A 16,789-nucleotide genomic window follows, 5' to 3' on the forward strand; every position below is an offset into this window, starting at 1 on the left:
GCTGTGCGCGTGGATATCGAAGCGCAGAAGTTCCCCCTTGGAACAGCGCTCTTTACCGAGCTGAAAAACAAAGCGGTCAAACGCTATTACCTGGTTGATGCTCGCAACAAAGTGGAAGCGGCGATCAACTCTCTGCCACAACCGGATGAGTCAGATGCCGAAGCGCGGTTCCTGGAGGTTGAGAAATTACTGGCGACTTCCAAACGGCACCTCGGCGATGACTTGCACGAAAAGTACAGCGTAACGCTGCTGGATATGAAACCTGAATACGTGGGCTAAGGGAGGCGGGAGGGTCCGCCCTCCCGGTATTGATATGGCTAAATCATTGAATGCTCGCTGCATCCGACGCTGGGAAGTTGAATTTAAACCGCTCTGCGATTCAAAGGTAAATCCGTACTGGCGTAAACGTCACCTCCGTGGATACATCCGCGACTGCGCGTTAACCACGGCTGATTGCATGGTTGAACGTATGGCCGAGGACAACGCCCGCGTCGACTTTGGAATTACCGGATGGTCGCCAGAGTTTGCCGACTGGTATCGCGAACGCCGAGAGCAGTACCGCAAAGAGGCACTGGATCACCTCAACGTAGACGCTGCCACCGATGAAATCGACGACGAAATACAGAACGAGCTGGAGGCCTGGAATGACTGAGTTGAATTACAACCCGGCAGACCCCGACAAAATGCAGTTGCCAGTTGGTAAGACCTGCGGCGACTGCGCCCATATCCGACGCTGCAAGGCCATATTCGGGCATACCGAAAGCGATACATATTGCGACTGGTCACCATCCCGCGCGGTCTTCCGTCAGCCATGCAACCCAGAAGGCGGTGCAGCATGAAAGATTTAGTCATCATTACGCTGGGCGTTATTGCTGGATTCCCAACACTTATCGGTATTGTCTCGTTCATTACCTGGGAGAACGGTTTTCGGATATTAGGTCGCAACTACATCATGAGAGCGATTGTGGCTCTAATTGTTTTTGCCTGGATTATCTACTTCATCCCGCGAGGTGCAGCATGAAGCCAGACACCATAGACACAGCGAACGAGCTGGCTCAGTTGCGCGTAGATCAGGCAGTAGCCAGCATGCGCATCGACCGCAACGCGGTATCAGCGACGCACTGTGGTGAATGCGGGGATGAAATCGAAGAGGCGCGGCGCCATGCAGCACATGGCTGCCGGATGTGCGCGAGTTGCCAGGCTGACGCAGAAAAACGCGGCAAGCATCAACGTTGAATTGACTGGCCCCGGAAGGGGCCAAAGGTGTGAAGATGAGCAAAAAACATAGCGAAAAATTTGAATGGATGAGCACAAGGGAGATCTGCGATCACCTGAGTATTTCGTCACGCACTCTGGAGCGATATCGGAAACGCCCGGCAGGCAGCAATCCGTTCCCTGAGCCTGATTGCTCTTATATGGGCGGTTCCAACAGGTATCTCACGTCTAAAGTTACCGAATGGCAAATCAGGGAAATGTCCAGACAGACTCGCCGGCCTATGTCACACCTGAATGTTGCCAGAGACAGTAAAGGCCGGATTACCCGGTCTGACGCGGCGTGAACTCCAAAACGTCGGGCTCGATGATGCTCATCAGTCGGGCCCACCACTTACCATATGCAACCCTCATCTCATCAAGATAGTTGTGCTTATCGTACACCGACCAGACGCCGGGCAATTTATGGCCCAGCATTATTTCGGCAATATGCGGTTCGGTCAGCTCAGAAAAGTTTGTACGCGCAGTCCGGCGAAGATCGTGAATGGTAAAGTGCGGGACCTGCTGGTTATAGGCTTTCAGCATGAACTTTACCAGGTTGCTACTGATGCTCATGTGGAAACCTTCGCTCATGGGCTTATCGGCGAAACGAGAAAAAACATATTGCCCCGGCGCCAGTTCAATAGCGCGCCTGATCAACGGGACAACCTCCGGGATGATGGGGCGAACAATAGGCTTTTTAGTGTTGCGACCCGTTTTATGGTTTTCCCACGGAATCGTCCAGATGCCCTCTTCAAAATCGAAATGGGATATTTCCGCCTGACGTAACTCGCCTACCCTGCACGCCCAGAACAGCGACAACTTGTAGAGGATCTTGTTTCGCTCAATCAGTCGCGAATCTTCAATAGCGCGCCAGACCAGCGCCAGTTCTTTCCGGTCCAGCGTTCGCTCACCCATTTGCTTCTTGATGCCGAAGTCATGGCCAGACATTTCAGAAAGCGGGTTAACTTCCAGCAGTTGCCGCTTCACCGCCCATGAATAGCACTGGCGGCCGTTACTAATGACCCGGCGAGTGATCTCCGAGTAACCCTGGGCCAGGCGATCAAGAACGGTGAGCCAGTTATGTAGCGTTAACTGGTGCGCCGGGTACTTACCGATCTTTGGAAAGACGTGAAGCTCAAACGTGCGCAGGATCTGCCCGGCAGTTTCTTTCTGAATGCAGACCATGGAATACCATTCCCGGAACAACTCTTCGAAGGTGTACTGGCTGTTTATTTTTGCTTTATCGAGGCTCTGCCTGATGCGGGGGTTTTCTCCCCTGGCAAGAATGGCGGCCCATTTAGACACTTCGTCGCGGGCAGCCTTGAGGCTGAACTCGGGGTAACTACCGATCGTCATCTTGTCCTGTTTTCCAAGAAACCGGAACCGGTAGAAAAACGTTACCGCCCCTTTCAGGGAAATGCGAACCCAGAGACCATCGCGATCTGCTTTTTCTTCAACCTTGTCGCGCTCTCGCCCAAGGCACGACTTTAGATAACTATCTGAAATAGCCATGTTTTCAACCCGCACGTGTCCATCAGAATATTCGATTCTGTGTCCATCATAGGATATGGACTCACTGATGGACACAAATACAGTGTCTTATGGTGTCGTAGGTTGACTGTACATGCAACCAGTAAATTTTTTATGGTGGCTTATTTTAGAAGGATTTGGAGGGGGATTTGTCGGAGGTTTGCGGAGGGTGTCGGGGTATCAATTATCGATGTGAGCAATGATCGAAAAGTTACGTATATTCTTCATATAGGGAGATTTTTTGCCTTACGAATTACTAAGAGGCCGCGGTTCGGAGCCTGACGTCAAAAGTCTGAAACGCCGCATTCTACACTACAACCACAATGCGGGGAAATGCTCATACTGGCAACAAACCAGGCTGTGCATTTCCCTCGGTAAGACAGGAAAATCACTGGCATTACTCGGCAGGTGAATGGTCGATGCGCACCAGGTCGGGAGGAAGGCCAACGCTGATAATCACGGGTTGCCATTCGGAACGGTTCGCCAGCTTTGGCGACAAACTCTTCGCTAGTAAAAAGCCGCCAACGCCACCCAATATTGCGCCACACAATGTGGCCAGATCCTGATTAAAAAGCGTCTGAAACAGCGCTGACATCAGGAAAAGCCCGACCAATGGGGACATATACACCAGCAGTGCTGACGTCAACAAACTGGCTTCGCCAATCCCCAGCTCCACTTTTTGCCCGACAACAAGCGGCTGATCGCAGGGTACGGACAAGGTATGGGTCATTTGCGGCCCAAGTTTGTTCAGTACTCGGCTGCCGCACCCGCTGCGCGAAGCACAACTGCTGCAGGAGGCTTTAACGTCACACTCCACCAGCGCTTCACCGTTTTTCCACGAGACGACGGTCGCCCACTCTTTGATCATTGTGCTGCCCTGAATTTGATGCTGTCCGCGATGCGTTTAGCCGTTTGCGGAGGTAACTCACCCACAATGGTAATTTCGGCATTATCGCGGATGGTTGTACTCACGGTGCGACGCCCCGTGCGCAACATCTGATCGGTGCTGTTCTGACTTGCCCGGTTCACGTTTACCGAGAAGCTAAACAGACCATCAGAATAAAGACGTGACTCTACCGGCATATCGACAGTAGGAAGCTGGCGACGACTACTGGAAACTTCGCTGAAACCTTGCGGCAACCAGGACGGCATCCAGTTAAAGGTCACATTGTCGCCCTGCGGAACAGAGAGTAGCGGCGGCAAGCTGGCTTTTGCCAGGGTCTGCATGCTGCTGGCGACCTGTTGCCCGTTTACGGTATAGGCAATGACGCGGAACTGTTCCAACGTTTCACCATCCCTGTCGAGTAAATCCACACGCATCGGCAGGCGCGTTTCCGCATCCATCCAGACAATGTAGCTGTAACGCGTTCCATCACGGGCAACGACACGGATCACTTCGCACAGACGATCGGCAATGCGCGTACGTCCGACGGAAATGAAGTCGTAATAAGGCGACAGGCGTTTGAAATCGGTATACACCAGTGAAGGGAGCGAATCGACAATGTAATCGCCATTCAGCGTGAAGGGCTCAAGACCCGGCTCGAAGTAGCTGATCTCATTGCCACGCTTTACCACTTCCCGGCGCGGTCCGTCCATTTGCAAAAGCTGAGCGAGAGGCTGACTGTTTACGCGCGCGTGGCGGTAACGCAGAGACTCTACCCCTTGCTTGTTGATGCTGATAAAGGACAGTTCGTAGTTGAGTGACTGGCTCGCCACGTTCATCTGCTGCAACAACGCCCCGGACGAAGTATCTGCCGAGGCGTTGCTGGAGAAGAACAGGCCTGCTGCCACAAAAGACATGGCACACCAAAGTTGCTTCATTACTGCGATTGGGTTCCTAACGTTTGATTTCCTGGCACTTGCACAGCTGCCTGCTGCGTTTGCGCCTGCTCAAACTTAAGCTGTTCGGAGTGCAGACGACGTTGCAGTTCGTAATCCTGCAACATGGCGTTAATACGGCGACGCTGTTCCTGCACCTGCTGTTGCTGACCGACATCCGCCGTTGCATCAGCCGGAACACCCAGACTTACCGGGCTGGCTTTACCCATCATCGGCAGTGTATTAAACACCGGCGCTTCTGGCTGCTGGGTGGATTCAGACTGGCCATTATAGTGCTGGACGCCCACAATAACTGCAAGCGATACGCATGCAGCCACACCCATTTGCGTTAACTGGCTAGCCCACGGACGAACTTTCGTCCAGAACGGCATTTTCTGCCACTGATGTGGTGCCGGCTGCGCTTCCGGGATCAACGGTGTCGTCGGTTGAACAGATTCATTTTCAATCGCGGCCATAACTTGGGCTGAGATATCGAAGTGGAGAACATTAGCCGTATCACCGCGCATAGAATCGCGGATGAGATGGTAGCTCTCCCAGGTTTTCTGCATTTCAGGATCGCAAGACAGCTCAGAGAGCAGCTCACTATCCAGCGTTTCACCGTCCATTAAAGCGGAAAGTTGTTCTTTCTGCATGCCTAATACCTTTTCCAGTATCCCGCTATCGTCAACGCCTGATAAGCGGTTGAACTTTATTATCAATAGCTTCCCGCGCACGGAAGATACGTGAACGCACTGTACCTACCGGGCAATCCATGATAGCGGCTATTTCTTCATAGCTCAGACCATCCAGCTCCCGTAACGTAATTGCCATGCGTAAATCTTCCGGGAGCGACTCAATAGTACGGAAAACTATTTGTCTCAGTTCTTCTGACAACATTAAGTTCTCAGGGTTCGAAATTTCTTTCAACGCACCGCCACTTTCGAAGTTTTCTGCTTCAATTGCGTCAACATCGCTTGATGGCGGCCTGCGTCCCTGAGCAACCAGATAATTTTTTGCTGTATTCACAGCGATACGGTACAGCCAGGTATAAAAAGCACTATCCCCCCGGAACGAGTCCAGCGCGCGATAAGCCTTAATAAATGACTCCTGTACGACATCAGGTACATCGCCAGAAGGTACATAGCGGGAAACCAGACTCGCCACTTTATGCTGGTAGCGCACCACCAGTAAGTTAAACGCCTTCTGATCTCCTTTCTGGACCCTCTCAACAAGGACCTGATCCGTTAACTGCTCGCTCATCCGAGGTAAAATCTCCCCAAAACCTAGTTCCACGCGTAAAAGAAACGCCACTCCAATACTGCACTATATGAGCAAGCAGCCATTTAGAGCGCAGGTTCAGTAAAAAGTTCCGTTACGCCTTTGTTTTTGTGTATCGTTCTGCAGACTTTTCATTATGACTCATTATAAGTCTACAAACTCTGTATCGGGCGCTTTCATCATGAAAAGGCCCAAAGACCGCCAGAGAGTAACGCAACACAGCCTTTTTTTCATCACCTAATCCATATTGGCTAACAATCTGCCAAATAACGATTTTCTTCTGGCTGTCATATTCATGCTCGTCATTCATGTTTAGCCGTTAGTACAAATTGTAAAAAAAGACCTACTTCATGGCCAGATACGGTGCTATGCTGCCCTAACCTTGTTTAGTAAATTAAACACACCATCATGAAAACAACCCCCGAACTTTCTTGCGACGTGCTGGTGATCGGTAGCGGCGCTGCTGGTCTGTCCGTTGCCCTGCGCCTCGCTGAACGCCACAACGTTATCGTATTAAGCAAAGGGCCGGTGAGTGAAGGCTCAACTTTTTACGCACAGGGCGGTATTGCCGCCGTGTTTGATGAAACTGACAGCATAGCTTCACACGTCGAAGACACGCTGATTGCCGGTGCGGGTATTGTCGAACGCCAGGCGGCCGAGTTTGTCGCCAGCAACGCGCGTCAGTGCGTGCAGTGGCTGATAGACCACGGCGTGGCATTTGATACGCAGGTTGATGCGCAAGGGAGCGAAAGCTACCACCTGACCCGCGAAGGTGGCCATAGCCACCGCCGCATTCTGCATGCCGCCGATGCTACCGGGAAAGAGGTCGAAAATACGCTGGTCAGCAAGGCGCTCAATCACCCCAACATCCACATTATTGAACGCAGCAACGCGGTAGACTTGATTGTCTCCGATAAAATCGGCCTGCCCGGCACGCGCCGGGTTGTCGGGGCGTGGATCTGGAACCGTAATAAAGAGGTGGTGGAAACCTGCCATGCGAAAGCGGTCGTATTAGCGACCGGCGGCGCATCAAAAGTGTACCAGTACACCACCAACCCGGACATCTCATCGGGTGACGGTATCGCCATGGCCTGGCGCGCCGGATGCCGCGTGGCAAACCTGGAGTTCAACCAGTTCCACCCGACCGCCCTGTTCCATCCGCAGGCTCGCAACTTCCTGCTGACCGAAGCCCTACGCGGTGAAGGTGCACACCTGAAACGTCCTGACGGCACGCGTTTTATGCCGGATTTCGACGCCCGCGGCGAACTGGCTCCGCGCGACGTTGTGGCCCGCGCCATCGACCATGAAATGAAACGTCTGGGCGTCGACTGCATGTATCTCGACATCAGCCATAAGCCTGAGGCCTTTATCCGCCAGCACTTCCCAATGATCTATGAAAAACTGCTGGGACTGGGCATCGATTTAACCAAAGATCAGGTGCCTATCGTGCCTGCGGCGCATTACACCTGCGGCGGCGTCATGGTAGACGAACACGGTCGGGCCGATGTCGACGGCTTGTATGCGATTGGTGAAGTCAGCTACACGGGCCTGCATGGCGCCAACCGAATGGCGTCCAATTCGCTGCTCGAGTGCCTGGTTTACGGCTGGTCAGCCGCGGAAGATATTGATCGTCGCATCGGAGTAACCCGCCCCGCCCCAGAGCTTCCTGCCTGGGATGAGAGCCGCGTCGATGATGCCGATGAGCGGGTGATTCTCCAGCATAACTGGCACGAGCTGCGCCTGTTTATGTGGGATTACGTTGGCATTGTGCGCACCACTAAACGCTTGGAGCGCGCATTACGGCGTATCACCTTGCTGCAGCAGGAAATTGACGAATACTACGCCAATTTCCGCGTCTCGAACAATTTACTGGAGTTGCGTAACCTGGTGCAGGTGGCGGAGCTAATCGTTCGCTGCGCCATGGAACGTAAGGAAAGCCGTGGTCTGCATTACACGCTGGACTACCCGGATCAACTGGCAGAATCCGGCCCGACGGTGCTGTCGCCACGCACTCACATAAATAAATAGAAAGCCTGGGTAAGCGCGGTGTAACTTTCAGAGTAATGCTGATCGGCACCGCGGATCGCCAGCCAGTCGGTGAAACATTCACCCGGCGTTGGCGAAAAGGCCATTAATACGCGATGCGGCGGACGGTTTTCATACTCCGCCACATCCGTACGTAACCGCAGGTGCCAGCCCATGCCCTGTGCTTTTTGGGCAAAAATTTCACTCACGTCTACCGGCAGGATCACGCAGAAGAAACCGTCTTCGGTGATAAGCGATGCCGCACACTCCAGCAGCACCCCGTGATCCAGCGTGGTGGTATAGCGCGCCTGTTCCCGCTCCGGGGTGGCACACTGCACGCCCTGTTCAAAAAAGGGCGGATTGCTGACAATCAGATCGTAACGAGCCGTTTGCCCCGTAAACCAATCACGAATATCCGCATGATGAACATGAAAACGGTCGGCCCAGGGTGTTGCCTGCCCATTTTCCTGCGCCTGCCCGGCCGCCTGCTCGTCCAGCTCCACCGCGTCGACCACCACCGCATCCGTCGTTCTCTGTGCCAGCATCAGCGCCACCAGCCCGCTGCCGGTGCCGATATCCAGCACCCGTTTTGCCCGCGAGACAGGAGACCACGCACCGAGTAAAATGCCGTCAGTACCTACTTTCATGGCGCAACGATCGTGTGCAACAAAAAACGCTTTAAAGGTGAAACCATCACGGCGCAGCTGCGCCTTCGGGTGGGACATCTCTACAACCTCTGTACGGAAACAGTCGTAGCATAGGTGAAAGCGTAGCGCCGGAAAAGTAATAAGCTTACAAACAGATGAAGATTGCAGCCGTAACGTCTATAATCAGCGCCCCACACAGAGGTAGATAATGACTGTAACGACTTTTTCCGAGCTCGAGCTCGACGACAGCCTACTGGACGCGCTCCAGGAGAAAGGTTTCACACGCCCGACCGCCATCCAGGCTGCCGCCATTCCGCCTGCGCTTGAAGGGCGTGATGTCCTTGGCTCTGCGCCGACCGGTACGGGTAAAACGGCGGCATATCTGCTGCCAGCGTTGCAGCACCTGCTGGACTTCCCGCGTAAGAAATCTGGCCCGCCGCGCATTCTCATCCTGACGCCGACCCGTGAGCTGGCGATGCAGGTTGCCGATCATGCCCGCGAGTTGGCAAAAAATACCCATCTGGATATCGCCACCATCACCGGCGGTGTGGCCTATATGAACCACGCCGAAGTGTTCAGCGAAAACCAGGATATCGTGGTTGCCACCACAGGCCGACTGCTGCAATACATTAAAGAAGAGAATTTTGACTGCCGTGCGGTCGAAACGCTGATCCTCGACGAAGCGGATCGCATGCTGGATCTGGGCTTTGCGCAGGATATCGAGCACATCTCTGGTGAAACACGCTGGCGCAAACAGACCATGCTGTTCTCCGCAACGCTGGAAGGCGATGCGATCAAAGATTTCGCCGAGCGCCTGCTGGAAGATCCGGTTGAAGTGTCTGCAACGCCTTCCACCCGCGAGCGCAAAAAGATTCATCAGTGGTACTACCGTGCGGACAACTACGAGCACAAGCTGGAATTGCTCAAGCACCTGCTTAAGCAAGACGACGTCACCCGCTCAATCGTCTTCGTACGTAAACGCGAGCGTGTGCACGAGCTGGCGGAACATCTGCGTTCAGTGGGTATCAACAACTGCTATCTCGAAGGCGAAATGGCGCAGGCGAAACGTGTCGAAGGCATCAAGCGTCTGACTGATGGTCGCGTCAACGTGCTGGTCGCCACCGATGTCGCCGCCCGTGGTATCGATATTCCTGACGTAAGCCATGTCTTTAACTTCGACATGCCGCGCAGCGGTGATACCTATCTGCACCGCATCGGCCGTACCGGTCGTGCAGGCCGCAAAGGTACCGCGATCTCGCTGGTCGAGACCCACGATTATCTGCTGTTGCAGAAAATTGGTCGCTACGTTGAAGAGCCGCTGAAAGCCCGCGTGATTGACGAGCTGCGTCCGACCACCCGCCCGCCGAGCGCAAAAATGACCGGCAAGCCGTCGAAGAAAGTGCTCGCCAAACGTGCTGAGAAGAAAGAGAAAGATAAAGAGAAGCCGCGCGTGAAACAGCGCCATCGCGATACCAAAAACATTGGTAAGCGTCGTAAGCCGAGTGCCGCCGCGACAGAGCAGCAAAATAAAGAAGAATAAAAAAACGCCGGGATATCCCGGCGTTTTTATATCTGCCGCCTGAAAATTACAGGCTTTCAGTAAAGGTACGAGCGATAACGTCGCGCTGCTGTTCCGGCGTCAGGGAGTTGAAACGCACGGCATAGCCAGAAACACGGATGGTCAGCTGAGGATATTTTTCCGGATGTTCTACCGCATCCATCAGCGTCTCACGACGCAGCACGTTCACGTTCAGGTGCTGACCGCCTTCCACGCGGACTTCCGGTTTCACTTCCATCGGAATTTCGCGGTATTCAATGTCACCCAGTTTGCTAACGGCAACCACTTCATCTTCGGAATAACCAGCTTTCGCACAAACACAGCGTGCTTCGCCTTTCTCGCTGTCGAGCAGCCAGAAAGAGTTCAACAGATCATCATTTGCAGCTTTAGTAATTTGGATACCAGTAATCATGATGTGCCTCCCTTAGGCATTATTTTTGATTTGATCGGCCTCGTGACGGCCAATTGGTAAAACCATTGTTGCTTGAGTGTATATATACCCTCCGAACACCCTCGATTCTTTGATTAAAATCAATAAAAACCACACCACAAAGAAGGTGATAGAAGGAATTTATTGTTTTACATCAAGTTAGACAACTTGCTGGATTTAAAATTTTTGTAAATTTTCAAATTTTTTTAAGTGTTCAGGCGTTTGTTTTCGTTGCCGATTTTGTTCCTGGGAAAGAAGCAGTTAAGCTACAGCCACTGGAACTGGCAGGAGAGCGGGATGACAACCTCATTAACATGGCACGACGTGCTGGCTGAAGAAAAACAGCAGCCTTACTTTATCAATACCCTCAGCGCGGTAGCGACAGAACGGCAGTCTGGCGTCACCATCTACCCGCCGCAAAAAGATGTCTTCAATGCATTTCGTTTTACTGAACTGGGCGATGTTAAAGTGGTGATTCTCGGTCAGGATCCCTACCACGGCCCAGGCCAGGCTCACGGACTGGCGTTTTCGGTGCGCCCCGGCATCGCGACGCCCCCGTCATTACTCAATATGTATAAAGAGCTCGAACAGTCGATGCCGGGCTTTGTTCGCCCGACGCATGGTTACCTGGAAAGTTGGGCGCACCAGGGCGTGCTGCTCCTCAATACCGTGCTGACGGTACGTGCCGGACAGGCCCACTCCCACGCCAGTCTTGGCTGGGAAACCTTCACCGATAAAGTGATCGGCCTGATCAACGAACATCGCGAAGGGGTGGTGTTTTTACTCTGGGGATCGCATGCGCAGAAGAAAGGAGCGATCATCGACGGTAAACGCCACCATGTGTTGAAAGCGCCACATCCGTCGCCGCTATCGGCACACCGCGGTTTCTTTGGTTGCGGGCACTTTGTGAAGGCGAATGAATGGCTGGAAAAACACGGCCAGCCGCCGATTGACTGGATGCCTGTGTTACCGGCAGAAAGTGAATAAACACCGTGCTACACATCCCGCTGCCATAGCGGGATGTGCACACTTACAGGCACTCTTCTCCCATCGCAATTTCCCGCACCGCCCTTTCCCGGAACTGACTGGGGCTCATGCCAGCATGCTTGTGAAAAAAACGGGTGAAATAGGCCTCGTCGTTAAATCCCAGAAAAGCCGCCAGCTGTTTAATCGTCTTCGATGTATAGACCAGTTCGCGCTGCGCTTCCTGAATAACCCGCATGTTAATCACATCCAGGCTCGACATCCCCAGCGTTAAACGGCACAGGCGGGAAAGATGCCCGGGCGACATCCCCATTTCGCAGGAATAGTCATTCACCGTCATCCGCTGGCGAAATTTCTGGTCGACAATGGCAAGGAATTTGTTGATTTGCGATGCCTTACGCGAAGAGTTATCCATCTGCTGATTGTCGAGGCTGAGATCGCTAATCCGCGAGAGATGCACAAACATAGAAATAAACAGCGACGCACACATGGCCGTCTGATTAATCATTGGTACACGCAATTCATTCAGCATGGAATAATAGAATTGCCAGATGACATCCTTCTCTTCGGGGAAATATTCCAGCGAAATAATGCAGGGTTTATGCACCAGTTTGAGGATGTCCGGTGCCAGCACGCCGATGACCGACTCAATCGGCCGCTGCGAGGCAGTAATGGTGAGCCCTTCGGTATCGGGCGTGTAGTGAAAACCGTGAACGGTCTGGGCCGGCACCAGAATCAGGCAAGGCGCTTTGGCCAACTGTCGCGTGCAGTTCATCAGCACTTCGACCTGCCCGCGCTGGATAAAAAGCACCTGAATGAGCGAATCATGTACATGCGGGTTCGCCCGCCAGTTCAGGTCTTTTGAGCGATAAGAAATCAGCTCAACGTTAAAAAAATTCTCCCAGGTTAGCCCTGACTGCTCACCGTATAATGCATAAGTCGGAATAGTGGTTGCCATCAATGCTCTTCTACTCTTCTCAGTGCTGCTGCACGGCCTGGCTGGTCTGTCGGGAACGGTGAAAACAGCGTATTCATTGCGGAATATCTGCTTTCTGCACCCGCAAACCAGCGCAGCAAACGATTTAAAAGACGGTATCGTCAGGCGGGTAAAATGACTGCGCCTTCCTGACGTAGCGTATCGATATCCTCCGGTGAGTATCCATATTCAGTCAGAATTTGTTGTGAGTGATATCCCAGTCGCCGGGACGGTTTGATCTGCGATTCGCCCATGCCATGAATTGCAACAGGCGGCGTCACCAGCACGCGTTGATTCCCCGTCGGATAGTCAACGTTACGCAGGCAGTCGGTCGCCCATGCCTGCTCATCTTGCAGAATCTCATCCGGGGTGTAGCCCTTCTCGTGAGCAAAATCGTTTTCTTTTAGCAGCCGCATCATTTCGCTGAGCGGACGTTTGGCAACCTGCTCGCTGATAATGTTGATGATGTCCCGATTACGCCCAAACTGGTTCACATCGGCAATACGGCAAAATTCCGGGCTGTCGACCAGGTCATCACGCCCCAGCAGCACCATGAACTTATTAAAGAAGCGATCGTATTCCGGAATACAAATCACCATCCATCGGCCATCAAGGGTTTTATAGGTGTTATTGAACGGGTTGGAGACTTCGCAGCGCGACTTCGGATAGACGTTGCCATACTGCGCCGACGTCACGGCAATGCTCATCATAAACAGCGCCGTATGATGCAAACTGACGGTCACCTTATCGCCCGTACCCGAAAGCGTACGCCCGTAGAGCGCCGCACAAATGCCGGACACCAGGCACATTGACGCCTGAAAATCGCCGAAGCCGTTGACCGAGTTGATTGGCGTTTCGCCTCGCTCATTGGTTGAGCCGAGGATCCCGCCGCGGCACACGTAGGCCGTCGCATCAAACCCGGCCGTGTCTTTTTCCGGCCCTTTTTCGCCATATCCCAGGATCTGCGCGAAGATTAAACGCGGGAAGCGTAAATGCAGTTCCTCCCAGGAAAAACCCAGCCGTTCCAGCGCCTTCGTGCGATAGCTGGTCACCACGACATCTGCCGTTGAGAGGATGCGATAGGCAATGGCTTTCGCGCTCTCTTTTTTCAGGTTCAGGCACAGAAACCGTTTGTTGGCGTTAGAGATATCAAACGCCGGATTTTCGTCATCCTCGTAAGGCATATTGAACACCGAGGCCTGGGTGCGTCCCGGGTCGCCCGATGGCGGCTCGATTTTGATCACATCCGCCCCCCAATCACCTAGAATACGTGCCACGGTAGGTGCCGCCAGGAATGACGTTAAATCCACTACTTTAATGCCTTCTAATGGCCTCATCAGTCATGCTCCTTCATTTTTGAAAACCCCTGTCGTCCGGCAAATCCGCCCGCGCCACCCGCACCGTGCATCCCCATGCGCGATCCTTTCTTATCAATGGGCTTAATACGGGCGACAAGCATGAAGAATGCCCCCAGGATGGCGATGCTCGCACCCAGATAGAGCGCGAACTCATACTGTCCGGACACGTCGATAACCCATCCCGCCAGTACCGGAGAAAGAATCCCCGCCAGAGTGCCAAATACGCCATTCAACCCCACCAGCATGCCGGTGTTTTTCTGTGAGAAAATAATCGGAATGGAGAAGTGCGCAGCCATGGTGAAACAGAGGAAGAAGTTCGATGCCGAGATAAGCGTAGCGGCGCTCCAGAGGCTGTTTGCCCGCGTCCCCAGAATCAGAAATACCCCTGCCAGCAGCAACCCGGCAACTGGCGACAGCTTGCGCCCGATGTTTTGCCCAAAGCGCCGACAGGCCGCGTCCGTGACCAGTCCGCCGAGCGGATAGGCCAGAATCGCCACCAGATACGGCAGCATGGAGTAAATCGCGCTTTGCTTAAGATCGATACCACGCCCCATGGCGAAGTAGGTTGGCAGCCAGGTCATAAAGAGAAAGAACAGATAATTGGTGCAGAAATAACATAACGCGCAGGCCCAGATGGAGGGCGTTGACAGAATATCGGCTTTCGTCAGGTTACTTCCTGCGGCCTCTTTCTGAGTGGATTGCGCCGCGTCCGCAGTGGCCTGTCCTGCCTGAATATATTCCAGCTCCTGGCGGTTGATGCGGTTATCCATTTGCGGACGGCTGTTACCCAGCCACCACCACAGCAGACACCACACTAACCCCGGTGCTGAGACGATATAAAAAACAGATTTCCAGCCCCAGCTTTGAATAATCCATGCTGCCAACACCATGGCAAAGGCGATACCCGCAGGACAGCCTACCTGCAGCAATCCGGTCGCTTTCCCGGATTCACTTTTGGGTACCCATCTGGCCGCCAGCGAAAAGTTCGCCGGCACCAGCAGCCCCTGCCCGATACCGACCAGGATACGCAGCAACATCATGATGCCGAGTGTTGTGCCTAGAGGCGTTAAGAAGGTAAAAACGACCCACCACAATGTCCCGGTGACCAGCACAATCCCACCGCCAAAGCGGTCAGCCAGCAGCCCTGCCGGCAACATCGTTATCGCATAACCAATAAAAAATGCCGTGGAAACCCAGCCAAACTGAATGGCGGTCCAGCCGTATTCCTGCATCAGTGCAGGCCCGCACATCGACATACTGCTGCGGGCAACAAACATGACGAAATAATCAATAATCAGCAGAACAATAATGCCCCAACGTCTATTCCCAGGTGATGTACTCATAGGTCACTCTCGCGAGAAAACAAGAATGATCGCACCCACGAGATAACGCGCAGTGTGCGATCACAGGCGGGGCATGGCGGGAATAACGTCCCGCGATATCCCCTCGTTGCATGGGCTCAGTCGGGTTAGCGAATTTCACCCGCGGCGGCAATCAGTGGACGTGCAATCGTTAGGCGCTGAACGGTACGCGGGCCTTCTTCAAACCACAGCGCGCGCGCATCGCGATACATTCTTTCCACCGGGCCGTACGGGTTATCTTCGAAGTAGCCAATGCCGCCGAAGATCTCCAGACAGCTGTCCGACACGGTGCGCACCGTATCAATACCGTGCAGTTTGCACATTGCCGACACCATTTCGATGTCTTCGCCGCGATCGAATTTCTGCGCACAATCGCGCAGCATCACGCGCAGGGCATGGACCTGAGTGCCCATATCAGCCAGCGTTTGCTGGATAGCCTGGCGTGCAACCAGGGGTTTGCCGAACGTCACACGATCTTTCGCGCGGGCAATCGCCAGCTCCAGGAAACGCTGCGACATCCCCAGGCAGGTGACGGCAATCATGGCTCTGGAGTGCGCTAACGCATCCATGAAAATATCCAGCCCGTCACCCTCTTTACCCATGATGTTGTGTGCAGGCACTTCGCAGTTTTCGAAACGCAGATAGGCGTGGCCCGCACCGCGGCAGCCCATCATGTGCGGCATCGGGTCGATGTAATAACCCGGGGTGTTAGTCTCGATGAAGAAGGCGGTTAACCCTCCTTTTTTACGTTTGTTTTCATCCGTTACGGCAATGACGTAGCTACCGTCAGAAATATCCGTATGGGAAATCAGCGTCTTGGTACCGTTGAGGACATATTTGTCCCCTTTTCTTACCGCCGTTGTCCGAATATCCGCCCCGGAACCACACTCCGCTTCGGTCAGCGCAAAGTTGATATAGGCATCTTTGTTTGCCAGTAACGGCAGCCATTTAGCACGAAGGTCGGCAGCGCCATGGTCATACATGATGCGCCAGTTCAGGCCGTTGGCATGGTGCAGGTTCATACGCATACCGCCAGGGCCACGGCAGAACTCTTCCATGACGGAGAAGAATTGCTCGCAGTTCAGCCCCAGCCCGCCAAACTCTTCGGGAATGGCCAGGCGGAACAAATCATTCTTCCGACATACATCGTAATAGGAGTCCGGGAAGACATTCGTGCGCTCAACCACCAGTTGGATCTCCTCCAACTCTGTTTCCGTGACTTTTCTGACTTTTTGTTTCAGTGCTTCCAGTTGCTGTTGAGATAATACGGTCATATACCAACCCCACTTCACATTAAATTTAAATGAAGAATTCAGACGATAAAAATACAGGTTGTCATAAATCCTGGGACCCTCTTTCGTCCTTCTCCGCGAATTGACACCTGGATTATAAAAAGGCGACCGCGGGCTTGATATTGACATTTCCGACCAATCATTGGACAAATCGAACATATCCTATGAAGATGATTAATAAAAATAGAATAAAAACAAATAGATGAACAACATAATGGCGTGTTGATAAATTTCCAAATTACCAGCACACATCACAAAACGGGGCGCAATGATCGTTT

20 protein-coding genes and 1 pseudogene are annotated in these 16,789 nt (G+C 53.2%); 9 read left to right on the forward strand and 12 right to left on the reverse strand.

Going from position 1 to position 16,789, the window contains the following annotated elements; translation table 11 throughout:
• The 6 genes and pseudogenes from ACSZPU_RS06295 to xis form a co-directional block, all read left to right on the forward strand.
• Positions 1–279 (forward strand): annotated as a pseudogene (locus ACSZPU_RS06295) (enterohemolysin); the annotation flags it as partial.
• A gap of 34 nt (positions 280–313) precedes the next feature.
• On the forward strand, positions 314–652 hold the full coding sequence (locus ACSZPU_RS06300) for a hypothetical protein (protein ID WP_498996636.1): 339 nt from the start codon (positions 314–316) through the stop codon (positions 650–652).
• Complete coding sequence (locus tag ACSZPU_RS06305) at positions 645–839, forward strand: hypothetical protein (protein ID WP_498996638.1); 195 nt, start codon at positions 645–647, stop codon at positions 837–839. The genes ACSZPU_RS06300 and ACSZPU_RS06305 overlap by 8 nt, the downstream gene beginning before the upstream one ends.
• Entirely contained in the window at positions 836–1,021 is a 186-nt protein-coding gene (locus ACSZPU_RS06310) for a hypothetical protein (RefSeq protein WP_498996641.1), read from the forward strand. Before ACSZPU_RS06305 ends, ACSZPU_RS06310 begins: the two co-directional genes overlap by 4 nt.
• Positions 1,018–1,236, forward strand: a complete 219-nt coding sequence (locus tag ACSZPU_RS06315; RefSeq protein ID WP_498996643.1) for a TraR/DksA C4-type zinc finger protein — start codon at positions 1,018–1,020, stop codon at positions 1,234–1,236. The genes ACSZPU_RS06310 and ACSZPU_RS06315 overlap by 4 nt, the downstream gene beginning before the upstream one ends.
• A gap of 35 nt (positions 1,237–1,271) precedes the next feature.
• On the forward strand, positions 1,272–1,559 hold the full coding sequence (gene xis, locus ACSZPU_RS06320; protein ID WP_498996645.1) for an excisionase Xis: 288 nt from the start codon (positions 1,272–1,274) through the stop codon (positions 1,557–1,559).
• Here the strand turns inward: xis and ACSZPU_RS06325 are convergent.
• The 6 genes from ACSZPU_RS06325 to ACSZPU_RS06350 all read right to left on the reverse strand — a co-directional run bounded on the left by ACSZPU_RS06325 (position 1,537) and on the right by ACSZPU_RS06350 (position 6,190).
• Positions 1,537–2,766, reverse strand: a complete 1,230-nt coding sequence (locus ACSZPU_RS06325; protein WP_498996647.1) for a tyrosine-type recombinase/integrase — start codon at positions 2,764–2,766, stop codon at positions 1,537–1,539. The genes xis and ACSZPU_RS06325 overlap by 23 nt on opposite strands.
• Positions 2,767–3,181: 415 nt before the next feature.
• The gene (gene rseC / locus ACSZPU_RS06330) at positions 3,182–3,652 is read right to left on the reverse strand and encodes a SoxR-reducing system protein RseC (protein ID WP_498996649.1); all 471 of its coding nucleotides are present in this window, start codon (positions 3,650–3,652) and stop codon (positions 3,182–3,184) included.
• Complete coding sequence (gene rseB, locus ACSZPU_RS06335) at positions 3,649–4,605, reverse strand: sigma-E factor regulatory protein RseB (RefSeq protein WP_498996652.1); 957 nt, start codon at positions 4,603–4,605, stop codon at positions 3,649–3,651. The genes rseC and rseB overlap by 4 nt, the downstream gene beginning before the upstream one ends.
• On the reverse strand, positions 4,605–5,255 hold the full coding sequence (gene rseA, locus ACSZPU_RS06340) for an anti-sigma-E factor RseA (protein WP_498996654.1): 651 nt from the start codon (positions 5,253–5,255) through the stop codon (positions 4,605–4,607). The genes rseB and rseA overlap by 1 nt, the downstream gene beginning before the upstream one ends.
• Before the next feature lie 31 nt (positions 5,256–5,286).
• Entirely contained in the window at positions 5,287–5,862 is a 576-nt protein-coding gene (gene rpoE, locus ACSZPU_RS06345; RefSeq protein WP_000003307.1) for an RNA polymerase sigma factor RpoE, read from the reverse strand.
• A 112-nt stretch (positions 5,863–5,974) separates the two neighbouring features.
• On the reverse strand, positions 5,975–6,190 hold the full coding sequence (locus ACSZPU_RS06350; protein WP_498996661.1) for a hypothetical protein: 216 nt from the start codon (positions 6,188–6,190) through the stop codon (positions 5,975–5,977).
• Positions 6,191–6,288: 98 nt separating this feature from the next.
• Between ACSZPU_RS06350 and nadB the strand changes: the two genes are divergently transcribed.
• Entirely contained in the window at positions 6,289–7,908 is a 1,620-nt protein-coding gene (gene nadB / locus ACSZPU_RS06355) for an L-aspartate oxidase (RefSeq protein ID WP_498996664.1), read from the forward strand.
• Here nadB and trmN read toward each other — a convergent pair.
• A complete protein-coding gene (trmN, locus tag ACSZPU_RS06360) occupies positions 7,893–8,630 on the reverse strand; it encodes a tRNA(1)(Val) (adenine(37)-N(6))-methyltransferase TrmN (protein ID WP_498996665.1) in 738 nt (245 codons plus the stop codon). The genes nadB and trmN overlap by 16 nt on opposite strands.
• Positions 8,631–8,760: 130 nt before the next feature.
• Between trmN and srmB the strand changes: the two genes are divergently transcribed.
• Positions 8,761–10,092, forward strand: a complete 1,332-nt coding sequence (gene srmB, locus ACSZPU_RS06365) for an ATP-dependent RNA helicase SrmB (protein WP_498996667.1) — start codon at positions 8,761–8,763, stop codon at positions 10,090–10,092.
• A 46-nt stretch (positions 10,093–10,138) separates the two neighbouring features.
• Here the strand turns inward: srmB and grcA are convergent, their stop codons facing one another.
• Entirely contained in the window at positions 10,139–10,522 is a 384-nt protein-coding gene (grcA, locus tag ACSZPU_RS06370; RefSeq protein ID WP_498996669.1) for an autonomous glycyl radical cofactor GrcA, read from the reverse strand.
• Between the two features lie 315 nt (positions 10,523–10,837).
• On the opposite strand from grcA, the gene ung reads away from it, so the two are divergent.
• Entirely contained in the window at positions 10,838–11,527 is a 690-nt protein-coding gene (gene ung, locus ACSZPU_RS06375) for a uracil-DNA glycosylase (protein WP_498996671.1), read from the forward strand.
• A 43-nt stretch (positions 11,528–11,570) separates the two neighbouring features.
• On the opposite strand, the gene ACSZPU_RS06380 is transcribed toward ung, so the two are convergent.
• The 4 genes from ACSZPU_RS06380 to ACSZPU_RS06395 form a co-directional block, all read right to left on the reverse strand.
• Positions 11,571–12,482: a helix-turn-helix domain-containing protein gene (locus ACSZPU_RS06380; RefSeq protein ID WP_498996673.1), complete on the reverse strand. Its 912-nt coding sequence runs from the start codon at positions 12,480–12,482 to the stop codon at positions 11,571–11,573.
• A 140-nt stretch (positions 12,483–12,622) separates the two neighbouring features.
• Positions 12,623–13,837 (reverse strand): CaiB/BaiF CoA transferase family protein, encoded by a 1,215-nt coding sequence (locus tag ACSZPU_RS06385; RefSeq protein WP_498996674.1) that lies wholly within the window; start codon positions 13,835–13,837, stop codon positions 12,623–12,625.
• Positions 13,837–15,201, reverse strand: coding sequence for an MFS transporter (locus ACSZPU_RS06390; protein WP_498996676.1), 1,365 nt, complete (start codon positions 15,199–15,201; stop codon positions 13,837–13,839). The genes ACSZPU_RS06385 and ACSZPU_RS06390 overlap by 1 nt, the downstream gene beginning before the upstream one ends.
• A 125-nt stretch (positions 15,202–15,326) precedes the next feature.
• Entirely contained in the window at positions 15,327–16,493 is a 1,167-nt protein-coding gene (locus ACSZPU_RS06395; protein WP_498996679.1) for an acyl-CoA dehydrogenase family protein, read from the reverse strand.
• Positions 16,494–16,789 lie beyond the last annotated feature (296 nt).

Source organism: Phytobacter sp. V69 (assembly GCF_965644215.1).
Taxonomy (GTDB): Bacteria; Pseudomonadota; Gammaproteobacteria; order Enterobacterales; family Enterobacteriaceae; genus Phytobacter.

Bases quoted from the DNA above. Each gene is read 5' to 3' on its own strand.
- ACSZPU_RS06300 (WP_498996636.1), top strand. From the start codon at position 314: ATGGCTAAATCATTGAATGCTCGCTGCATCCGACGCTGGGAAGTTGAA.
- ACSZPU_RS06305 (WP_498996638.1), top strand. From the start codon at position 645: ATGACTGAGTTGAATTACAACCCGGCAGACCCCGACAAAATGCAGTTG.
- ACSZPU_RS06310 (WP_498996641.1), top strand. From the start codon at position 836: ATGAAAGATTTAGTCATCATTACGCTGGGCGTTATTGCTGGATTCCCA.
- ACSZPU_RS06315 (WP_498996643.1), top strand. From the start codon at position 1,018: ATGAAGCCAGACACCATAGACACAGCGAACGAGCTGGCTCAGTTGCGC.
- xis (WP_498996645.1), top strand. From the start codon at position 1,272: ATGAGCAAAAAACATAGCGAAAAATTTGAATGGATGAGCACAAGGGAG.
- ACSZPU_RS06325 (WP_498996647.1), bottom strand. From the start codon at position 2,766: ATGGCTATTTCAGATAGTTATCTAAAGTCGTGCCTTGGGCGAGAGCGC.
- rseC (WP_498996649.1), bottom strand. From the start codon at position 3,652: ATGATCAAAGAGTGGGCGACCGTCGTCTCGTGGAAAAACGGTGAAGCG.
- rseB (WP_498996652.1), bottom strand. From the start codon at position 4,605: ATGAAGCAACTTTGGTGTGCCATGTCTTTTGTGGCAGCAGGCCTGTTC.
- rseA (WP_498996654.1), bottom strand. From the start codon at position 5,255: ATGCAGAAAGAACAACTTTCCGCTTTAATGGACGGTGAAACGCTGGAT.
- rpoE (WP_000003307.1), bottom strand. From the start codon at position 5,862: ATGAGCGAGCAGTTAACGGATCAGGTCCTTGTTGAGAGGGTCCAGAAA.
- ACSZPU_RS06350 (WP_498996661.1), bottom strand. From the start codon at position 6,190: ATGAATGACGAGCATGAATATGACAGCCAGAAGAAAATCGTTATTTGG.
- nadB (WP_498996664.1), top strand. From the start codon at position 6,289: ATGAAAACAACCCCCGAACTTTCTTGCGACGTGCTGGTGATCGGTAGC.
- trmN (WP_498996665.1), bottom strand. From the start codon at position 8,630: ATGTCCCACCCGAAGGCGCAGCTGCGCCGTGATGGTTTCACCTTTAAA.
- srmB (WP_498996667.1), top strand. From the start codon at position 8,761: ATGACTGTAACGACTTTTTCCGAGCTCGAGCTCGACGACAGCCTACTG.
- grcA (WP_498996669.1), bottom strand. From the start codon at position 10,522: ATGATTACTGGTATCCAAATTACTAAAGCTGCAAATGATGATCTGTTG.
- ung (WP_498996671.1), top strand. From the start codon at position 10,838: ATGACAACCTCATTAACATGGCACGACGTGCTGGCTGAAGAAAAACAG.
- ACSZPU_RS06380 (WP_498996673.1), bottom strand. From the start codon at position 12,482: ATGGCAACCACTATTCCGACTTATGCATTATACGGTGAGCAGTCAGGG.
- ACSZPU_RS06385 (WP_498996674.1), bottom strand. From the start codon at position 13,837: ATGAGGCCATTAGAAGGCATTAAAGTAGTGGATTTAACGTCATTCCTG.
- ACSZPU_RS06390 (WP_498996676.1), bottom strand. From the start codon at position 15,201: ATGAGTACATCACCTGGGAATAGACGTTGGGGCATTATTGTTCTGCTG.
- ACSZPU_RS06395 (WP_498996679.1), bottom strand. From the start codon at position 16,493: ATGACCGTATTATCTCAACAGCAACTGGAAGCACTGAAACAAAAAGTC.